Source organism: Pseudomonas sp. Mn2068 (assembly GCF_049319725.1).
GTDB lineage: Bacteria > Pseudomonadota > Gammaproteobacteria > Pseudomonadales > Pseudomonadaceae > Aquipseudomonas > Aquipseudomonas gingeri.
Genome location: NZ_JBMOUG010000004.1, coordinates 118066 through 134081, shown reverse-complemented (window position 1 = coordinate 134081; position 16016 = coordinate 118066). Strand labels below are relative to the sequence as shown.

At 63.0% G+C, this 16016-nt stretch carries 14 protein-coding genes and 1 pseudogene; 11 read left to right on the top strand and 4 right to left on the bottom strand.

The annotated features are described in order from the left end of the window. Window positions 1–310 precede the first annotated feature (310 nt). The 7 genes from yfcF (at window position 311) to ACL9RJ_RS11280 (ending at window position 7198) form a co-directional block, all read left to right on the top strand. A complete protein-coding gene (yfcF, locus tag ACL9RJ_RS11310) occupies window positions 311–964 on the top strand; it encodes a glutathione transferase (RefSeq protein ID WP_177117745.1) in 654 nt (217 codons plus the stop codon). 256 nt (window positions 965–1220) lie between these two features. Beyond that, the gene (locus ACL9RJ_RS11305; protein WP_017123643.1) at window positions 1221–2567 is read left to right on the top strand and encodes a KamA family radical SAM protein; all 1347 of its coding nucleotides are present in this window, start codon (window positions 1221–1223) and stop codon (window positions 2565–2567) included. A 29-nt stretch (window positions 2568–2596) separates the two neighbouring features. Then, window positions 2597–3661: an Ldh family oxidoreductase gene (locus tag ACL9RJ_RS11300; protein WP_256351450.1), complete on the top strand. Its 1065-nt coding sequence runs from the start codon at window positions 2597–2599 to the stop codon at window positions 3659–3661. Next, window positions 3658–4539 (top strand): branched-chain amino acid aminotransferase, encoded by an 882-nt coding sequence (locus tag ACL9RJ_RS11295; RefSeq protein ID WP_017123645.1) that lies wholly within the window; start codon window positions 3658–3660, stop codon window positions 4537–4539. The genes ACL9RJ_RS11300 and ACL9RJ_RS11295 overlap by 4 nt, the downstream gene beginning before the upstream one ends. Window positions 4540–4560: 21 nt before the next feature. Further along, window positions 4561–5319, top strand: coding sequence for a TauD/TfdA family dioxygenase (locus ACL9RJ_RS11290; RefSeq protein WP_017123646.1), 759 nt, complete (start codon window positions 4561–4563; stop codon window positions 5317–5319). A 75-nt stretch (window positions 5320–5394) separates the two neighbouring features. After that, window positions 5395–6363: a diiron oxygenase gene (locus ACL9RJ_RS11285; RefSeq protein ID WP_017123647.1), complete on the top strand. Its 969-nt coding sequence runs from the start codon at window positions 5395–5397 to the stop codon at window positions 6361–6363. A 13-nt stretch (window positions 6364–6376) separates the two neighbouring features. After that, window positions 6377–7198, top strand: coding sequence for an N-acyl homoserine lactonase family protein (locus ACL9RJ_RS11280; RefSeq protein ID WP_017123648.1), 822 nt, complete (start codon window positions 6377–6379; stop codon window positions 7196–7198). Between the two features lie 53 nt (window positions 7199–7251). Here the strand turns inward: ACL9RJ_RS11280 and ACL9RJ_RS11275 are convergent, their stop codons facing one another. Continuing rightward, window positions 7252–8685 carry a PLP-dependent aminotransferase family protein gene (locus ACL9RJ_RS11275; RefSeq protein WP_422765256.1) on the bottom strand — a complete coding sequence of 478 codons (1434 nt, stop codon included), beginning with the start codon at window positions 8683–8685 and terminating at the stop codon, window positions 7252–7254. 609 nt (window positions 8686–9294) lie between these two features. On the opposite strand from ACL9RJ_RS11275, the pseudogene ACL9RJ_RS11270 reads away from it, so the two are divergent. Both ACL9RJ_RS11270 and ACL9RJ_RS11265 read left to right on the top strand, forming a co-directional pair. Further along, a pseudogene (locus ACL9RJ_RS11270) lies at window positions 9295–10191 on the top strand (MCP four helix bundle domain-containing protein); the annotation flags it as partial. Further along, on the top strand, window positions 10186–11049 hold the full coding sequence (locus ACL9RJ_RS11265; protein WP_422765316.1) for a methyl-accepting chemotaxis protein: 864 nt from the start codon (window positions 10186–10188) through the stop codon (window positions 11047–11049). The pseudogene ACL9RJ_RS11270 and the gene ACL9RJ_RS11265, both read left to right, overlap by 6 nt. Here ACL9RJ_RS11265 and ACL9RJ_RS11260 read toward each other — a convergent pair. Together ACL9RJ_RS11260 and ACL9RJ_RS11255 are read right to left on the bottom strand one after the other, a co-directional pair. Then, window positions 11014–11625, bottom strand: a complete 612-nt coding sequence (locus tag ACL9RJ_RS11260) for a DedA family protein (protein WP_017123651.1) — start codon at window positions 11623–11625, stop codon at window positions 11014–11016. The genes ACL9RJ_RS11265 and ACL9RJ_RS11260 overlap by 36 nt on opposite strands. 121 nt (window positions 11626–11746) lie before the next feature. After that, window positions 11747–12568 (bottom strand): AraC family transcriptional regulator, encoded by an 822-nt coding sequence (locus ACL9RJ_RS11255; protein ID WP_017123652.1) that lies wholly within the window; start codon window positions 12566–12568, stop codon window positions 11747–11749. Between the two features lie 160 nt (window positions 12569–12728). Here ACL9RJ_RS11255 and ACL9RJ_RS11250 point away from each other — a divergent pair, with 160 nt between their 5' ends. Continuing rightward, a complete protein-coding gene (locus ACL9RJ_RS11250) occupies window positions 12729–13553 on the top strand; it encodes an alpha/beta fold hydrolase (protein WP_177084193.1) in 825 nt (274 codons plus the stop codon). A gap of 46 nt (window positions 13554–13599) precedes the next feature. Here ACL9RJ_RS11250 and ACL9RJ_RS11245 read toward each other — a convergent pair whose 3' ends face one another. Next, complete coding sequence (locus ACL9RJ_RS11245; protein ID WP_017123653.1) at window positions 13600–14505, bottom strand: LysR family transcriptional regulator; 906 nt, start codon at window positions 14503–14505, stop codon at window positions 13600–13602. A gap of 102 nt (window positions 14506–14607) precedes the next feature. On the opposite strand from ACL9RJ_RS11245, the gene ACL9RJ_RS11240 reads away from it, so the two are divergent. Further along, complete coding sequence (locus ACL9RJ_RS11240; RefSeq protein WP_422765255.1) at window positions 14608–15810, top strand: aspartate aminotransferase family protein; 1203 nt, start codon at window positions 14608–14610, stop codon at window positions 15808–15810. Window positions 15811–16016: the final 206 nt, after the last annotated feature.

Sequence of the window (16016 nt, the reverse complement as noted above, 5' to 3'; positions counted from 1 at the left end):
ACTCTGCCGCGCCCTCGCTACCCCTTGCCTCCGCTCCTTCCCCGGGTAATCGGCTGTCCGATCGTCCCGCTGCAGGCGTTTGTCCGTAGGCCATCTGTATCGATACAAACAGGCATTTTCTGTATCTATCGAAGGAGTCTCCAGTTATCTACGATCCTTATCCGTAGATAACACCTCTGAATCAATTTGAGTGATGGGCAAATCGGCGTATTACCGCGCGTTGTCCCGTTATCTATCTGTCAGGCAGTTTTTGCAGTCGAACAATTCGATTGAAACTATTCATGTATTTGAATCTGGAAGGGAGCGTCCTGTGGCTGATCAATCATTAACCCTGTATGTCGGTGCGGACTTTGTCAGTGCCTTTGCGTTGTCGGCATTTGTTGCCTTGAAAGAAAAGGAACTGCCGTTTGATATTGTCACCGTTGATCTCAAGCAACGGGACAATTACTTGCCGGCTTATCGCGATCTGTCGCTGACCTGCAAGGTGCCGACCCTGGTCCATGACGGTTTCGCCCTGACCGAGTCCTCGGCCATCGCCGAATACCTGGACGAGGCTTTTGCCCATGCCGGCCACAAGCAGGTTCTGCCCCGTGGGCTCAAGGAGCGCGCCCGGGCTCGTCAGTTGCAGGCCTGGCTGCGCAGCGACCTGCTGGTGATCCGCCAGGAACGCCCGGCCGACCTGATCTATTTCGGCAAGAAAGACCAGCCCCTGTCCGATACGGCGAAGGCTGCCGTAGAGCGGCTGTATCGGGTCGCCAGCACCTTCCTCGGTGACAGTGGCGGGCACTTGTTCGGTGACTGGAGCATTGCCGACACGGACCTGGCAATCATGCTCAATCGCCTGCTGGCCAATGGCGACGAGATGCCCGAGCACCTGGCGGCCTATGTCCGTCGACAATGGAGCCGTGACAGCGTCCAGGCCTGGGTCAACCAGGAACGTGTGGCGCCGCTGCCAGCGAAGTGAGCACAGCCGCGATCGGTCCGTTGGGGACAATGATCGATTGACCGTGATGAATGATTGAAAAGATTCGAATAAGCACTGTATCGCTGTCAGTGGTTGATAACCGCTATTGAACAAGATCGAACTTGCCGCGTTGAACAAGCGTTAAAGGCAACGGGCATCTGTTTGCCTGTAATTGCTGAATGGGCGGAGTTCGCAACGGTTCGATTCAAAGCGATATGCAAGGTGAACTCATAACAGAATCGTCAGGAGCGCTGTCATGCAGGGAATGTCCGAACCACAGAAATACAAGCCTTATAATTCACGCACTATTCGCGATACGGTGTATTGGCAGAAGTTGACCCCGGAGTTGCAGGAAGCAATGACGGTAGTGTCCAAGGTCATGCCGTTTCGTACCAACGATTATGTGCTCAGTACCTTGATCGACTGGAACAACATTCCGGACGATCCGATCTTCCGCATGACCTTCCCTCACCGCGACATGCTGCACCCGCATGAGTACGAGGCCCTGAAGGCGCTGATCGACGGCGATGACAGTGCGGCGGTCAAGCGCCAGGTCGAGCAGGTCTGGCAGCGGATGAACCCGCACCCGGCCGGCCAGTTGACCCACAACACCGTGACCCTGGATGGCAAGCCGCTGTCGGGTATCCAGCACAAGTACCGGGAGACCGTGCTGTTCTTTCCCGGCGCGGGCCAGACCTGTCATGCCTACTGCACCTTCTGCTTCCGCTGGGCCCAGTTCATCGGCGAGGAAGAACTCAAGTTCAACGCCCGTGAATCCCAGGAACTGGCGGCTTACCTGCGGGTACACACCGAAGTGACCGATGTGCTGATCACCGGCGGCGACCCGCTGATCATGAACACCCGTTCCCTGGCCGAGTACATCGAGCCCTTGCTGGCGCCGGACATGGCGCATATCAAGAGCATCCGCCTGGGGACCAAGTCGGTGGCGTACTGGCCGCAGCGCTTTGTCACGGACAAGGACGCCGATGCCCTGATCGACCTGTTCAGGCGTGTGGTGGCGACCGGCAAGAACCTCTCGGTGATGGGCCACTACAACCATCCGGTGGAGATCAAGCAGGACATGGCCCGTCAGGCGATCCAGCGGATCCGCTCGTCCGGGGCGACCTTGCGGATCCAGGCGCCGCTGATTCGCCACATCAACGAAGATCCGGCCGACTGGGCGGCGCTCTGGACCGAAGGCGTACGCCTCGGGGCCATCCCGTACTACTTCTTCGTCGAGCGCGATACCGGCCCCAGCCATTACTTCGCGATGCCGCTGCACCGTGCCTTCGAGATCTACCAGTCGGCCTATCGCACGGTCTCCGGGCTGGCGCGCACGGTACGCGGGCCGTCGATGAGTACTTTCTACGGCAAGGTGGTGATCAACGGCATCGAGACCGTCGCTGGCGAGAAAGTCTTCGTCCTGCAGTTTCTCCAGGCCCGCGATCCGCAGTGGGTATTGCGCACTTTCTACGCCAAGTTCGACCCGCAGGCGACCTGGTTCGACGAGTTGGTCCCGGCCTTTGGCGAGGAGTTTTTCTTCTTCCAGAACGAAAGCGTCGCGCCGCCGAAACTGATTCCGGTCGTGCTGGAAGCCGTTTGATCCCAACCTAATTCGATGGAATGAACACCATGCTCTATCTGAATCCGCACACCGCTCGCCAGGTCTGCGCGCAGGCGGTCAAACGCCGTGGCGTGTCGACCGAACACGCCCACTGGTTCGCCAACGCCCTGGTCGACACCTCGCTGATGGGCGTCGACACCCATGGCCTGCGCCTGCTGCCGCTGTACCTGCGGGAACTGGACGAAGGCCGCAGCCATGCGATGCCGGACATCAATGTGCAGCGCCGCAACGGCAACGTGATTATCCTCGACGCCGACCAGGCACTCGGCACCGTGGCCGGCATGTATGCGGCCAAGCTGGCGGTGCAGGAAGCCCGCAACAGTGGTATCGCGGCCGTCGGGGTCGGCAACTCCAACCACTTCGGCGCGGCCTCGGTGTATGGCCTGGAAATCGCCAACAGCGGCATGATCGGCATCGTCACCACCAGCGCCGCGGCGCGCATGGCGCCGTTCAAGGGCAAGCAGCCGATGTTCGGGACCAACCCGATCTGCTTCACCGCTCCGGCGGACGAGCAACCCTTCGTACTCGACATGGCGACCAGCCAGATCTCCTATTCCCAGGTCAAGCACTACCGCAAGCTCGGCCTGTCGCTGCCCCTGGGCTGGGCGCTGGACAAGGACGGCAACGACACCGCCGAACCGGATGAGGTGGTTTCGCTGTCCCCGCTGGGTGGCTACAAGGGGCAGGGCCTGGCCATGATGGTCCAGGTGCTCAGTTGCCTGCTGACCGGCATGCCGCTGGATCACCAGTTGGATCATCTGGACACCGGCTCCTTCAGCAAGGGCCGGCAGATCGGTCACTTCATGATTGCCCTGGATATTGCCGCCTTCACCGACCTGCGCGGTTTCCAGAGCAGTCTTGCCGGCCTGATGGAAACCATTCGCACCGCCCCGGCCCAGGCCGGCGAGCGTATCAGCGTGGCCGGCGATCCCCAGGCCCATACCCGGCGCAATCGCCTGATTGCCGGTATCCCGGCCTCGGAAGAAGAGGCCGGTGTGCTGATGGCCGAAGCCCGGCTCTGTGGCCTGAATGTGGCCAGTGTCTTGATGAACACCGCGGAGGTGAGTGTATGAGCGGCCCGACAGCAGTCCCTTTCGATCAGCGCGACGGCTACATCTGGCTCGACGGCGAGTTCGTCGAGTGGAAGGAAGCGAAGATCCATGTCCTGACCCACGGGTTGCACTACGCCAGCACGGTCTACGAGGGCGAGCGGGTCTACGGTGGGAAGATCTTCCAGCTGCGGGCGCACTCCGAGCGCTTGTACCGCTCCGCGCAGTTGATGGACTTCTCCATTCCCTACGACCTGCAAACCCTGGAAGCCGCGAGCCATGCCCTGCTCGAACGCAACGGCGTGACCGATGGCTACCTGCGTCCGGTGGCCTGGCGCGGCAGCGAGATGATCTCGACCTCGGCGCGTTTCAACAGCGTGCACTTGGCGATCGCCTGCTGGCAATGGCCGAGCTACTTCGACCCGGCGGCCCGCATGGCCGGGATCAAGCTCAAGACCGCGGCCTGGCGGCGTCCGCCACCGAGCAGCAGCCCGTTCGAGGCCAAGGCCTCGGGGCAATACATGATCGCCACCCTGAGCAAGCACGATGCGGAAAACAGCGGTTATCACGATGCCCTGATGCTCGACTGGCGCGGCCATGTGGCCGAGGCCACCAGCGCGAATATTTTCTTCGTCAAGGGCCGGCAACTGCACACGCCGGTGCCGGATTGCTTTCTCAACGGCATCACTCGCCAGACCGTGATCAGGCTGGCCCGGGCGCTGGACTACGAGGTGATCGAGCGGACCTTGTTGCCCGATGACCTCGGCGATTTCGACGAGTGCTTCCTGACCGGCACGGCCGCCGAAATCACTCCGGTGCGCAGCATCGACGACCTCCAGTATGAGCCCGGCCAGGCCTGTCGTGACCTGATCGACGCCTACGCCGCGGCCGTCATCGCCTGACCAGACAAAAGGACTTTCGTCATGTTGGAAGAAACCGCTGTAAACGACCCTGCCGTGGTTGCGCGGCACGGCCTGAGCCACCACCATCGCGAGCTGGCCGAACAGGGCTGGACCCTGTTGCAGCCGGGCGAACTCAGTACTGACCTGTACGAGACACTGGCGCCGTTCGGCCGGGTGATCCCGCAGTTCAATGGCCTGGATACCTTCGACGTCACCCTGAAGCCGGGCTTCGACGACCTGCCGTACTCCCAGAGCATGAACGGCATCGGTCCCCACACCGAGGCGCCGGTCTATGACCCGCCGCCGCGCTACCTGGTGCTGCACTGCCATCGCCAGGCGACCTGCGGTGGCGGGCATACGCAACTGGCCGACGGCCTGGCCTTCCTCAAGACCCTGCCGGCGGACCTGCGGGCGTGGATCGAGGACAATCCCGTCGCGTTCAACGCCACGGCCAAGCCCGGTGAAACCACCCGCCGCGTGCTGGAGGAGTACATCTTCAAGCCCGCTGCCGACGGCGACATCTTCCGCTTCAGCTACAACCAGTTCCACTACGGCGATGTGAATCCGTCCGTGGAGGACCTGGGCGCGCCCGAAGGCCGTAACAGCGGCACGCCCCTGGGCCGTATCGCGGCATTGGGCGAGCAGTTCTTCCTGGAGCACTGCACGCCGTTGCTGATCCCCGATGGCTGCGTGCTGATCTGGGACAACTGGCGCCTGATGCATGCCCGCAGCCAGTACCGCGACCCCCAGCGGCATCTGACCCGCTACTGGCTCGCCTGACGCCCGAATGCGTCCCGCGGCTTCCCCCTTTGCACCCGCGCACGGACTCCGTGCGCGTCCTACAGGTATCACGTCATGCAACAAGCCATTGTCATCGCCAAGGTCGACCACAAGCTGGTCGTGCAACTCAACAAGGCCTGGACCAAGCGGGCGACCGTCTGCGCCGGCGACAAATTCCCGCTGACCGATGAGTTCGACCCGAGCAAGCCGGATTATCCGATTGCCATGGTCCCGTTCTTCCACCATCCGAAGTTCCAGGCGCTGAGCGAGGAACTGAAAAGTGCCGTGCTGACCTGGGGCTGGATCGGCTACAACCTGCGTACCGTCACCGCCGAGGAGTGCGTGGTCAATCCGGCCCTGAGCGTCATCGCCAACCAGTACCTGGGCAAGGACGACTGGCACTTTCGCGAAGCCATGCAGCAGACCCTGATCGACGAGCACTACCACACGCTCATGCACCTGCGGGCGATCCAGCGCAGCAAGGCCGACCGCAACCTCGAACAGGACCTCGACCTGCCGCCTTCCGTCACCTACCTGCGCCTGCAGGCGCTGTGCGCGCAACTGCCCCATGCCTGGCAACGGGACCTGGCCGCGATCACCTTTGCGGTGGTCGCCGAGATCAGCGTCAACGCCTACCTGGACATGCTCGCCGACGACCAGAGCATCCAGCCGCAGAACCGCCGGGTCGCCGAGCTGCACAACCGTGACGAATACGCCCACAGCAAGGTGCTCGCCGAGGTGGCGAAAGTGATGTACGAACATATGGACGCCGAGAAGCGCCGTTTCTTCGTACAGACCTTGCCCGAGGCGCTCAATGCCTTTGTCGCCCAGGACTATTCGATGTGGGAGGCGATCCTGACGCAGCTCGGCGTGGCCGATGTCGACGTGATCATCGGCGACACCCGCGAGGCCAGCCGTGGCAGCGCGATCATGCGTGACTATAGCGGCCTGTATCGACTGGCCGAGGACCTGGGCATCACCGCCGACATGGACTTCGACTTCAGTTCCACCGTCAAGGCGGCGCCTGCCGCGCAACCGGCCTGAGGAGAGCAGTCGCATGTCGAATCCATCGCTGTCCCCGGTCTATGAAGTCTTCGCCATCCGCGTCGGCGCCAACTCCCAGCGTACCGCGCGGGAGAACTTTCTCTACGACGCCTGCTGCGGTGATCCCAATGCGCCGATGCCGCTGGATTACTACTTCTGGGTGATCCGCAACGACCAGCACGTGGTGGTCGTGGACACCTGTTTCCAGCCGGCCACGGCCGATCGCCGCAATCGTGAGATGTACCGTTTGCCGGAGGAGTCGTTGCAGCAACTGGGTATCGATCCGGCCCGGGTCGAAACGCTGATCCTGACGCATCTGCACTGGGATCATGCCGGCAACCTGGGGTTGTTTCCCAAGGCCGTGATTCACCTGCAGGAGGAAGAGCTGCGCTTCTGCACAGGGCCGAAGATGACCCACCATACGATCAACAAGACCTACGAAGTGGACGATGTGATGTCGGCGATCCCGCCGCTGTTCGAAGGGCGCCTGCGCCTGCATCGCGGTACCGTGGAGATCGTGCCGGGCGTCACGATCCACGCGGTGGGTGGTCACACGCCGGGCAGCCAGGTGGTGCGCGTGCGGACCCAGCGTGGCTGGGTGGTACTGGCTTCCGACGCGGCGCACCTGTGGGCCAATATCCGTTTGCGCAGCCCGTTCCCGATTCTCGATGACATGGCCCAGACCCTCGAAGCCTTCGCGACCATCGACGGCCTGGTGGATGGCGAGGACCATGTCATTCCGGGACACGACCCGCTGATTGCCCAACGCTTCCCCCATTGGCAGAACGACCCGCACATCATCTGCCTGCACGAGCATCCGGTAGACCGGATGTAAGGGATGCCGGGAAGGTCCGCGGGTGACCGGGAGACCTCTCCGGCACGCTGCGTTCAGCCTTGTCGCGCAATCAGGCGCCCCAGGGTGGCCACTGCATTTTCAATGCGCGGTGAATAAGGCGTTCCACAGCCGATGCGGATGAAGTGGTCGAAGCTTCGCGAGTTGGAGAAGATCATTCCAGGCGATATGTAGATCCCTTGCTGCAACGCCTGGTGGAACAGCTCCAGGGACGAATGGCCCTGGGGCAACTCCACCCACAGCAGGGTGCCGCCCTTGGGGTTGGTGATATGCGTGCCCGCCGGGAAGTATTGCGCGATCGCCGCGCTCATCTGTTTTCTCTGCATCGTCAACTGCCCGCGCAGCCTGCGCAGGTAACGCTCATAGGACGGTGTTTTCATAAAGGCATCCACCGCCAGCTGCGGCAGCATTTCGCAGTTGCGCGACTGGGTGTGCTTGAGCATCTCGACCCGGTCGTGCCATTTGCCGGCGGCGATCCAGCCCAGGCGCAGGCCGGGAGCGAGCGTCTTGTTCAGGGACGCGCAATAGATCAGGTTGTCGTTGCGGTCCCAGCTTTTCAGGGCCGACAACGGCTGCTCGGTATCCGCCAGGTCGGAGTAGGTATCGTCCTCGATCAGCACCGTGTCGTAGTCCGAGCACAGTTGCACCAGCAACGCCTTGTGCGCATCGGGCATCACGCTGCCCAGGGGATTGTGCAGGTTGGGAATGACGATCAGCGCCTTGATCCGTTCCGAACCCTGGAGCAACTGTTCGAGGGCGAACAGGTTTATCCCGGTCTTGGCCGTGGTGGGCACTTCCAGTACCCGCAGGCTCAGGCTTTCGAGAATCTGCAGGAGTCCGTAGAACGTCGGTGACTCCACCGCGACGATATCCCCCGGCTGGGTCACGGCACGCAGGGCCAGGTTGATGGCTTCCGTGGCCCCGTTGGTGATGACGATCTTGTCGGCGGTGACGCTGATCTTCGAGCCCAGCGCCCGGCGGGCCAGCAAGTCGCGCAACGGGCGGGCGCCACAGGCCGGGGACGGACTGCCGATCAATTGCGGGTCCTGGCGCAGGGCCTTGATCATATGGTCCTGGAGTACCTTGAGCGGGTAGATCTGCGCACCGCAGTAGGCACTGGCGAGGTTGACCTGGATCGAAGCCTGCTGGCTGGCCTTGACGACTGCCGAGACCTGTTCGTGGATACCGACATAGTGGCTGGTATCCAGGGGCAGCAGCGGTTCGCTGTCGGCGGCCAGCGCAATGGGCCTGGCGGGCTGGCGAATGAAGTTTCCGGAGCGGGGACGGGCTTCCAGGACACCGTAGTCTTCCAGCTGGCGACAGATCTGGACGGCGGTGGAGAGACTGATGGCGTGTTTTTCCATCATCAGGCGAATGGATGGGAAACGCTCACCGGTTTTCAGGGTTCCTGCCTGAATCGCGTTGAGGTAGTGATTGGCGAGTTGGCGGTAGAGAGGAGGCGAGTTCATATTGACCATCGAAATCGCATCACTGAAGTCATGACTGTAAGGCGAACGGCGTATTTGCAGGCGGACCCGTGATGCAGGAAGGTGGGGGGAGGTTCTTGGCACACAACCGTGGGGCATCACCTATCCATGGGGCTACCCTCCTGGTCAGGTACGCGGGGAGTTTCTGCGGGGCCGCGTGGCGTCGCAGTCTCCGGGGACTTTACAAGCTGGCAGGCCATCAGGCGTGATGGCCCGTCTCCGACCCGATGATCACCTGTTGTTGGGCCGAGCGGGGGATGGGCGTCAGCCGGTTGGCCGTGGCTTGTGCGCGGGCCGGTGGGGATATGGCGAAAGGCTTACAGACGGACACCGAGATCTCCTCTGTTGCGCCTTTGCCGCGGGGCTTAATCTTTACCCATCGCTGCTGCGCAAGGATGTGCACAGAGTCATGGAAGATTGGCCCAGGCCAGGACGGTCGACGACAGGATGTCGTAATGGTCAACAAAAAACCCGCTTCGGCGGGTTTTTTGTGGCCGATGGAAAAGCAATGTTTCACTTAATCCCCGCGCACCCTGGTCTCAAGAGCCTGGCCCCAAGATCGAGTTGGCTTTGCAGCACAATAGCTCATTGATGGCACACGGCCTTGTTTTTCCCGACAGTGTGTTCAAGTTGTCATACAACTTGCCGATAGCCTGCCAGTCGTCGGTGCCTGTGCCGACGCCGTTCCTCTTCGGATCCCTACAAGAAAAGGCTGCCGTCATGTTTCTTCGTCAATTGAATATCGCGCCCCGCGCAGCGCTCGGGTTTGCCCTGATTGCCTTGCTGGTGGCCTTGCTCGGGGTGTTCGCTCTGGAGAAGATGTCGAGTATCCGCGACAGCGAAGTGGCGGTTGAAACCCAATGGCTGCCGAGTATTCGAGGCGGTGACGAGATTCGCGAGATCATGCTGCGCATCCGCACCATCTCCCTGCGCATGGCCCTTGATCCGGACCCGAAGAACGTTGCCGTGTACCGCGGCCAGATGGACACGCGGGACAAGGAACTGAGCGACAAGATCAATGCCTACGACAAGCTGGTCACCACGCCGGAAGCCAAGGTGTTGTATGACCAGTTCAAGTCGACCTTCGCCGCTTACCGTTCCGGTATCGCCCAGTCGTTCACCCTGGCGGAACAGGGGCGACGGGATGAGTTGATCAAGCTGCTGCTGGTGGACATGAAAACCGTGGTCGATGGTTCGGGCAAGCAGCTCACCGACCTGGCAGACCTGTTCAGCAAGCAGGTTGCGGCCGAGAGCCTGAAATCCGAGGCGTATTACACGGGGTCGCGGATGATCGTCAGCCTGTTTATCGTGCTGGCGGCCCTGGCCACCGTGGTCCTGGCGATGCTGCTGACCCGCAGTATCGTCAAGCCGTTGGGCGAAGCCCTGAGTGCCGCGCAGAACGTGGCGCGCGGCGACCTGACCCAGACCATCGAAGCCCGTGGCAACGATGAAGTGAGCCGCCTGCTCGAAGCCCTGGCGACCATGCAACAGACCCTGCGCAACACCTTGCAGGGTATCAGCGGTTCCGCGGCGCAACTGGCGACGGCGGCAGACGAGTTGAACGCGGTGACCCTCGGCAGCACCCGCGATATGCAGCAGCAGAACAACGAAATCGAGCAGGCGGCCACCGCCGTCACCGAAATGACCACCGCCGTGGAGGAGGTCGCGCGCAACGCCGTGTCCACTTCCGAGGCCACCCGTGAGTCCAGCGACTCGGCGCGGCTGGGCCAGGAGCGGGTCAGCGAAACGGTCGAGGCGATCAACGCCCTGGCCGGTGAAGTGGCGCATACCGGGGAACTGGTGCAGTCACTGGCCGCACGGTCCCAGGACATCGGCAAGGTGCTCGATGTGATCCGGGCGATTGCCGAACAGACCAACCTGCTGGCGCTCAACGCCGCCATCGAGGCCGCCCGTGCCGGCGAGAGCGGACGCGGCTTTGCCGTGGTGGCGGACGAGGTGCGTGCCCTGGCCCATCGCACCCAGCAATCGACCCAGGAAATCGAGCAGATGGTCCAGGGGATGCGCAACGGCTCGACCCAGGCCCTGGATTCGATGCAGGCCAGTTCCCGCCGCGCCGCCAGTACCCAGGCCCTGGCCGAACGGGCGGGTGACGCCTTGCAGACCATTACCAGCTCGGTGCACCAGATCCATGAGCGCAACCTGGTGATCGCCAGTGCCGCCGAGGAGCAGGCCCAGGTCGCCCGTGAAGTGGACCGCAACCTGGTGAATATCCGCGACCTGTCGCTGCGTTCGGCTACCGGCGCCGACCAGACCAGCGCCTCCAGCCACGAGCTGTCGCAGTTGGCCAATTCACTGCGGGGGATGGTGGGGCAGTTTCGCGTCTGACTGGCGGGCCTTGCGCTGGCTCCGCAGGTGCCGGATCAGCGCGATGCCCGCCATCAGCAGCACCACGCCGATGACGATGGGCAGGCGGTAGGGCTTGAGGTTGCCGAGCATCTGTTCCAGGAATTCGCCGGCCCAGTAGCCGCCGGAGGCGAAGAGGCTGGCCCAGACCACCGCGCCGAGCAGGTTGATCAGACTGAAGCGCAGCGGCGACAGGCCGCTGGCGCCGATCACCAGCGGGCCCACCAGGCGCATGCCATACAGGAAACGCACGGAAAACACCGAGGCCAGCGGGTAGCGCGCGATCAGCCCGGTGACCCGGTCGATTGCCGCCTGCTGGCGATGCAGGTGCGGCAACAGGCGGGCGCCGAAATAACGCCCGGTCCAGAACAGCAACTGATCGCCGAGCATGCCGCCCAGGCTGGCCCAGAAGATCACCGGCATCAGCTGCAATACCTGTTGATGGGCCGCCATGCCACCGAGGATCAGGATGCTTTCACCCTCCAGCAGGCAACCGATGAAGATGGCCCAGTAGCCGTAGGTGGCGAGCAGGTAGGTGAAGTCGATGTGTTCGAACATGGGCGGCTGTTGATCCTTGTCGCGGTCGCTGGTTTGCCTTGCCGGGGGCGAGGCGCCTGTTGGGTCTGATCGACCAGGTGGGCGAAAGTGCCTGCCGGAATGCCCTGGCGGCGGTTTTTATTCAGGCTGACTGACGTGCCAGCCATTCCCGCGGGCTTTCGCCGATCTTGCGACGAAACGCCCGGGCCAGCGCCGACGGGCTTTCGTAACCGACCTCATCGGCGATCAGCGCAATCGGCCGGCCTTCGCGCAGGCGCTTCTGCGCCAGGCTCACGCGCCAGCTCAGGACATAGTCCGCCGGAGTCTGACCGACCACCTTGTGAAAATGCGCGGCGAAACTGGCCCGTGACATGTTCGACTCCAGCGCCAGTTCGGCCACGGTCCAGGGCCGCTCGGGCCGGTTGTGCATCATGGTCATGGCTCGTGCCAGGCGCAGGTCGGCCAGGCCCGACATCATCCCGGTGGTCATGCTGTGGTAGGCCATCATGTGCCGCAGGAACTGGATCACCATCAGCTCGAACAGGCGGTTCATCACCGCTTCCCGGCCACAGTGCTCGGCGAAGGCCTCGTCGAACAGCCACTCCAGCGTGCCTTCGAGCATGGGCACCGCCGCGAGCGGCATCACGATGGTGTCGGACAAGGCCACGGACAAGGGATTGTCGATACCGCCGTCGAAACGCAACGAGGCGCACACCAGCTCGGCGGCATCGGCCTCGCTGGCGATCAGGCGATGAGGCAGTGGACGGGGAATCAGGATCAGGCTGGGCTCTTCGATCCGCAGCACCTTGCCTCCGGCCTCCAGGCTGACGCGTCCGCTTTTGAGCAAATGCACATGCCCGCGCGGTTGTGCGCCGTCGAGCTCGGCCTTGCCCCGCAGGAAGCCGCTGTGAAAGGTGTCGGCGGCGATGCCGAAGTGGGTGAGCAAGGTCGACAGGCGATCCATGGATTCAATCTCTTTCAAGACAGGTTTAGACGATCTGGCGCATATCATCGACAAAAAGGCGCCATTCGTAAATCGGTTTTGCCCATCATGGCACCACGTTCAGCGACCTGGACGCCGCCGCTTCCGGCGGATCATCCACTTCAAGCACGAGGAAACACCGATGCAAACGTCCCGTCTCTCTGCTGTCTCGAAACTGTTCGCCGCTGTTGCCATCGCTGCCGGCGCCCTGTCGCTGGGCTGGGCGGCTTCAGCCTCGGCTGCCACGGAACCCGGCAAGAAAGCCACCGTGGTCCTGGTGCACGGCGCCTTTGCCGAGTCGTCCAGCTGGAACGGGGTGATTGCCCGCCTGCAGGCCAAGGGGTATCCGGTCATCGCTGTCGCCAACCCGCTGCACAGTGTGAAGAGCGATTCGGACTACGTGGCCGATATCGTCGAACACACAGCGGGCCCGGTGATCCTGGTCGGCCATTCCTACGGTGGTTCGGTGATTTCCAACGCGGTCCATGGCCAGTCCAACGTCAAGGCCCTGGTCTATGTCGCGGCCTTCGCCCCGGAAAAAGGCGAGACCGCCGTCGAGCTCTCCGGTCGCTACCCGGGTGGTACCCTCGGCCCGACCCTGGCACCGCCGGTCCAACTGAAAAACGGCACCGTCGACCTGTTTATCCAGCAGGACAAATTCCCCGCCCAGTTTGCCGCTGACGTCCCGGCCAAAGAGGCCGCGCTGATGGCCGCGACCCAGCGTCCGATCGCCGAGGCGGCGCTGAAGGAGCCGTCGGGTGATCCGGCATGGAAAAACCTGCCGTCCTGGTTCATCTACGGTTCGGCGGACAAGAACATTCCCGAGGCTGCCCTGAAGTTCATGGCCGATCGTGCCGGCTCCAAGGAAACCGTGGATATCAAGGGCGCGTCCCATGTGGTGATGGTGTCCCATCCGGACAAGGTCGCGGCGATCATCGAGGATGCGGCCAAGGCCACTGCCCAGTAAGCGGCCGCGGGTGGCGAGCGGGTGTATTCGCTCGCCACGACCTCTCTCAGGGCTTGGCCCACTTCTCCAGCGCGAACTCCACGAAACTGCGCAGCTTGGGCAGCCGGTAGCGGTCCTGCGCATAGAGCAGGTTCATCGGCCGACAGGGCAGTTTGTAGGTTCCCAGGATCGGCACCAGCCGACCCTCGCGCAGGTCGTCGCGCAACAGCGCATCCGGCAGCATCACGATACCCATGCCGGCGAGCGCCGCCTGATACAGCGCCGACGAGCTGTTGACGGTCATCGGGCCACTGACCGGCACCAGGATTTCTCCTTCCGGGCCACTCAGGCTCCATTGTTTTTCCACCGTCCGCCAGTCGTCTCCCGCCGGGTAGGTGAAGGCCAGGCAATCGTGATGTTCGAGATCCTGGGGGATCAGCGGTGTCCCGCGCCTTTGCAGGTACGCCGGCGCCGCACAGACCGTCAGCGCGTAGTTTTCCAGGGGCCGGGCAATCAGTGCCGAAGGCTCGGGCACGCCCAGGCGGATCGCCACGTCGAAACCGCTGTCGATCAGGTCCTCGCGCTGGTTGCTGAGCATCACGTCGAGCTTGATCCGCGGATACCGCGCCACGAATTCGCTGAGGGCCGGCGCCAGGCGTTCGGAGCCGAAGGTCAGCGGCGCGGTGATCCGCAGGGTGCCGCTCGGCTCGCCCTGGACCTGTTCCGCCAACCGCTCGGAATCGGCCAGCAGCCCGAGTACCTCGAGGCAGCGCTGGTAGTAGGTCGCGCCGAACTCGGTCAGGCGCTGGCGCCGGGTCGTGCGGCTGAGCAGGCTGACCCCGAGGCGTTGCTCCAGCGCGCGCAGGTGATTGCCGACCATGGTGGTGGAAATACCGCACTCCAGGGCGGCCGCGGTCATGCTGCCGCTCTCCACCACCTTCACATACACCTGCATCGCCTGGAACAGATCCATTATCAATCCCTGGTTTAAAATTATTGAAGTGGTGAAGAGTTTATCCAGCTCAGGTGGCTAACGATACTGCCAGCACCACCCTGATGCCTGGAGCTCGATGCCATGACCGCCGCCTGCCTGATGACCACCTATCAACCGCTCGATCTGGGATTTGTCAAAGGCTTGGGCACGCGACTCTGGGACCAGGGCGGCCGCGAGTACCTGGATGCCGTGGCGGGCGTGGCGGTGACCAATGTCGGCCATTCCCATCCACGGCTGGTCAGTGCGATCAGCGAGCAGGCAGGCCTGCTGCTGCACACCTCGAACCTCTACAGCATCGACTGGCAACAACGGCTGGCGCGGCAGTTGACCCAGTTGTCCGGCATGGACCGGGTGTTCTTCAACAATTCGGGGGCCGAGGCCAATGAAAGCGCGTTGAAGCTGGCGCGCCTGCATGCCTGGCACAAAGGCATCGAGCAGCCGCTGGTGGTGGTCATGGAGAACGCCTTTCACGGGCGCACCCTGGGTACCCTGTCGGCCAGCGACGGTCCGGCAGTGCGCCTGGGCTATCACGCGCTGCCGGGGGACTTCGTCAAGGTGCCGTTCGGCGACCTGCCGCTGTTGCACAGCCTCGCCCGCAGCCATGGCCAGCGTATCTGCGCGGTATTGATGGAGCCGATCCAGGGCGAAAGCGGCGTGCAACTGCCACCGCCGGGCTATCTCAAAGCCGTAGGGGACTTGTGCAAGCGCCGCTCCTGGTTGCTGATGCTCGACGAAATCCAGACCGGTATCGGCCGCACCGGCCAGTGGTTCGCCTTCCAGCATGAAGGCATCGTCCCGGACGTGATGACCCTGGCCAAGGGCCTGGGCAACGGCATTCCCATCGGCGCCTGCCTGGCGCGGGGCAGGGCGGCGGAACTGTTCACGCCGGGTAGCCACGGCAGTACCTTCGGAGGTAATCCGCTGGCCTGTCGGGTGGGTTGCACGGTGCTCGATATCATCGAGGAACAGGACCTGGTCGGTAACGCCCGGAAACAGGGCGAGCGCCTGCTGGCGCGTTTGCGTAGCGAGCTGGGCGGGCATCCGCAGGTCGTGGAGATTCGTGGCCGCGGGTTGATGATCGGCATCGAACTCAGGCAGCCGGTCCGCGACCTGGCATTGATCGCTGCCCGTGACCATGGCGTGCTGATCAATGTCACGCGGGGCAAGACCATCCGGCTGCTGCCGCCATTGACGATTGACGAGGCCGAGGTGGAGATGATCGTGGCAGCCGTCTGCGGTGTACTGGCTGGCGCGCCGGTGGAAAAAGCCTTGGCCTATGGCTAAAGGCTTACACGACATGCCGGTGATCACGTCTTGGTCGGCCACGGCGACTGGCCTAATCTGAACCTACTTCTGCTGCGCAAGGATGCGTACAGGATCAGGGACGATCGACCTGGCCAGGATGGCCGCTGACAGGATGTCGGAAGGTCAAAGGAAAAACCCGCTTCGGCGGGTTTTTTTGTGCGCGCGGAAATAGCGGAATGCCGCGG

What these genes read in the sequence shown, in the direction of transcription:
- ACL9RJ_RS11305 (WP_017123643.1), top strand. Translation starts at nt 1,221, where the DNA reads ATGCAGGGAATGTCCGAACCACAGAAATACAAGCCTTATAATTCACGC.
- ACL9RJ_RS11300 (WP_256351450.1), top strand. Translation starts at nt 2,597, where the DNA reads ATGCTCTATCTGAATCCGCACACCGCTCGCCAGGTCTGCGCGCAGGCG.
- ACL9RJ_RS11295 (WP_017123645.1), top strand. Translation starts at nt 3,658, where the DNA reads ATGAGCGGCCCGACAGCAGTCCCTTTCGATCAGCGCGACGGCTACATC.
- ACL9RJ_RS11290 (WP_017123646.1), top strand. Translation starts at nt 4,561, where the DNA reads ATGTTGGAAGAAACCGCTGTAAACGACCCTGCCGTGGTTGCGCGGCAC.
- ACL9RJ_RS11285 (WP_017123647.1), top strand. Translation starts at nt 5,395, where the DNA reads ATGCAACAAGCCATTGTCATCGCCAAGGTCGACCACAAGCTGGTCGTG.
- ACL9RJ_RS11280 (WP_017123648.1), top strand. Translation starts at nt 6,377, where the DNA reads ATGTCGAATCCATCGCTGTCCCCGGTCTATGAAGTCTTCGCCATCCGC.
- ACL9RJ_RS11275 (WP_422765256.1), bottom strand. Translation starts at nt 8,685, where the DNA reads ATGAACTCGCCTCCTCTCTACCGCCAACTCGCCAATCACTACCTCAAC.
- ACL9RJ_RS11265 (WP_422765316.1), top strand. Translation starts at nt 10,186, where the DNA reads ATGCAACAGACCCTGCGCAACACCTTGCAGGGTATCAGCGGTTCCGCG.
- ACL9RJ_RS11260 (WP_017123651.1), bottom strand. Translation starts at nt 11,625, where the DNA reads ATGTTCGAACACATCGACTTCACCTACCTGCTCGCCACCTACGGCTAC.
- ACL9RJ_RS11255 (WP_017123652.1), bottom strand. Translation starts at nt 12,568, where the DNA reads ATGGATCGCCTGTCGACCTTGCTCACCCACTTCGGCATCGCCGCCGAC.
- ACL9RJ_RS11250 (WP_177084193.1), top strand. Translation starts at nt 12,729, where the DNA reads ATGCAAACGTCCCGTCTCTCTGCTGTCTCGAAACTGTTCGCCGCTGTT.
- ACL9RJ_RS11245 (WP_017123653.1), bottom strand. Translation starts at nt 14,505, where the DNA reads ATGGATCTGTTCCAGGCGATGCAGGTGTATGTGAAGGTGGTGGAGAGC.
- ACL9RJ_RS11240 (WP_422765255.1), top strand. Translation starts at nt 14,608, where the DNA reads ATGACCGCCGCCTGCCTGATGACCACCTATCAACCGCTCGATCTGGGA.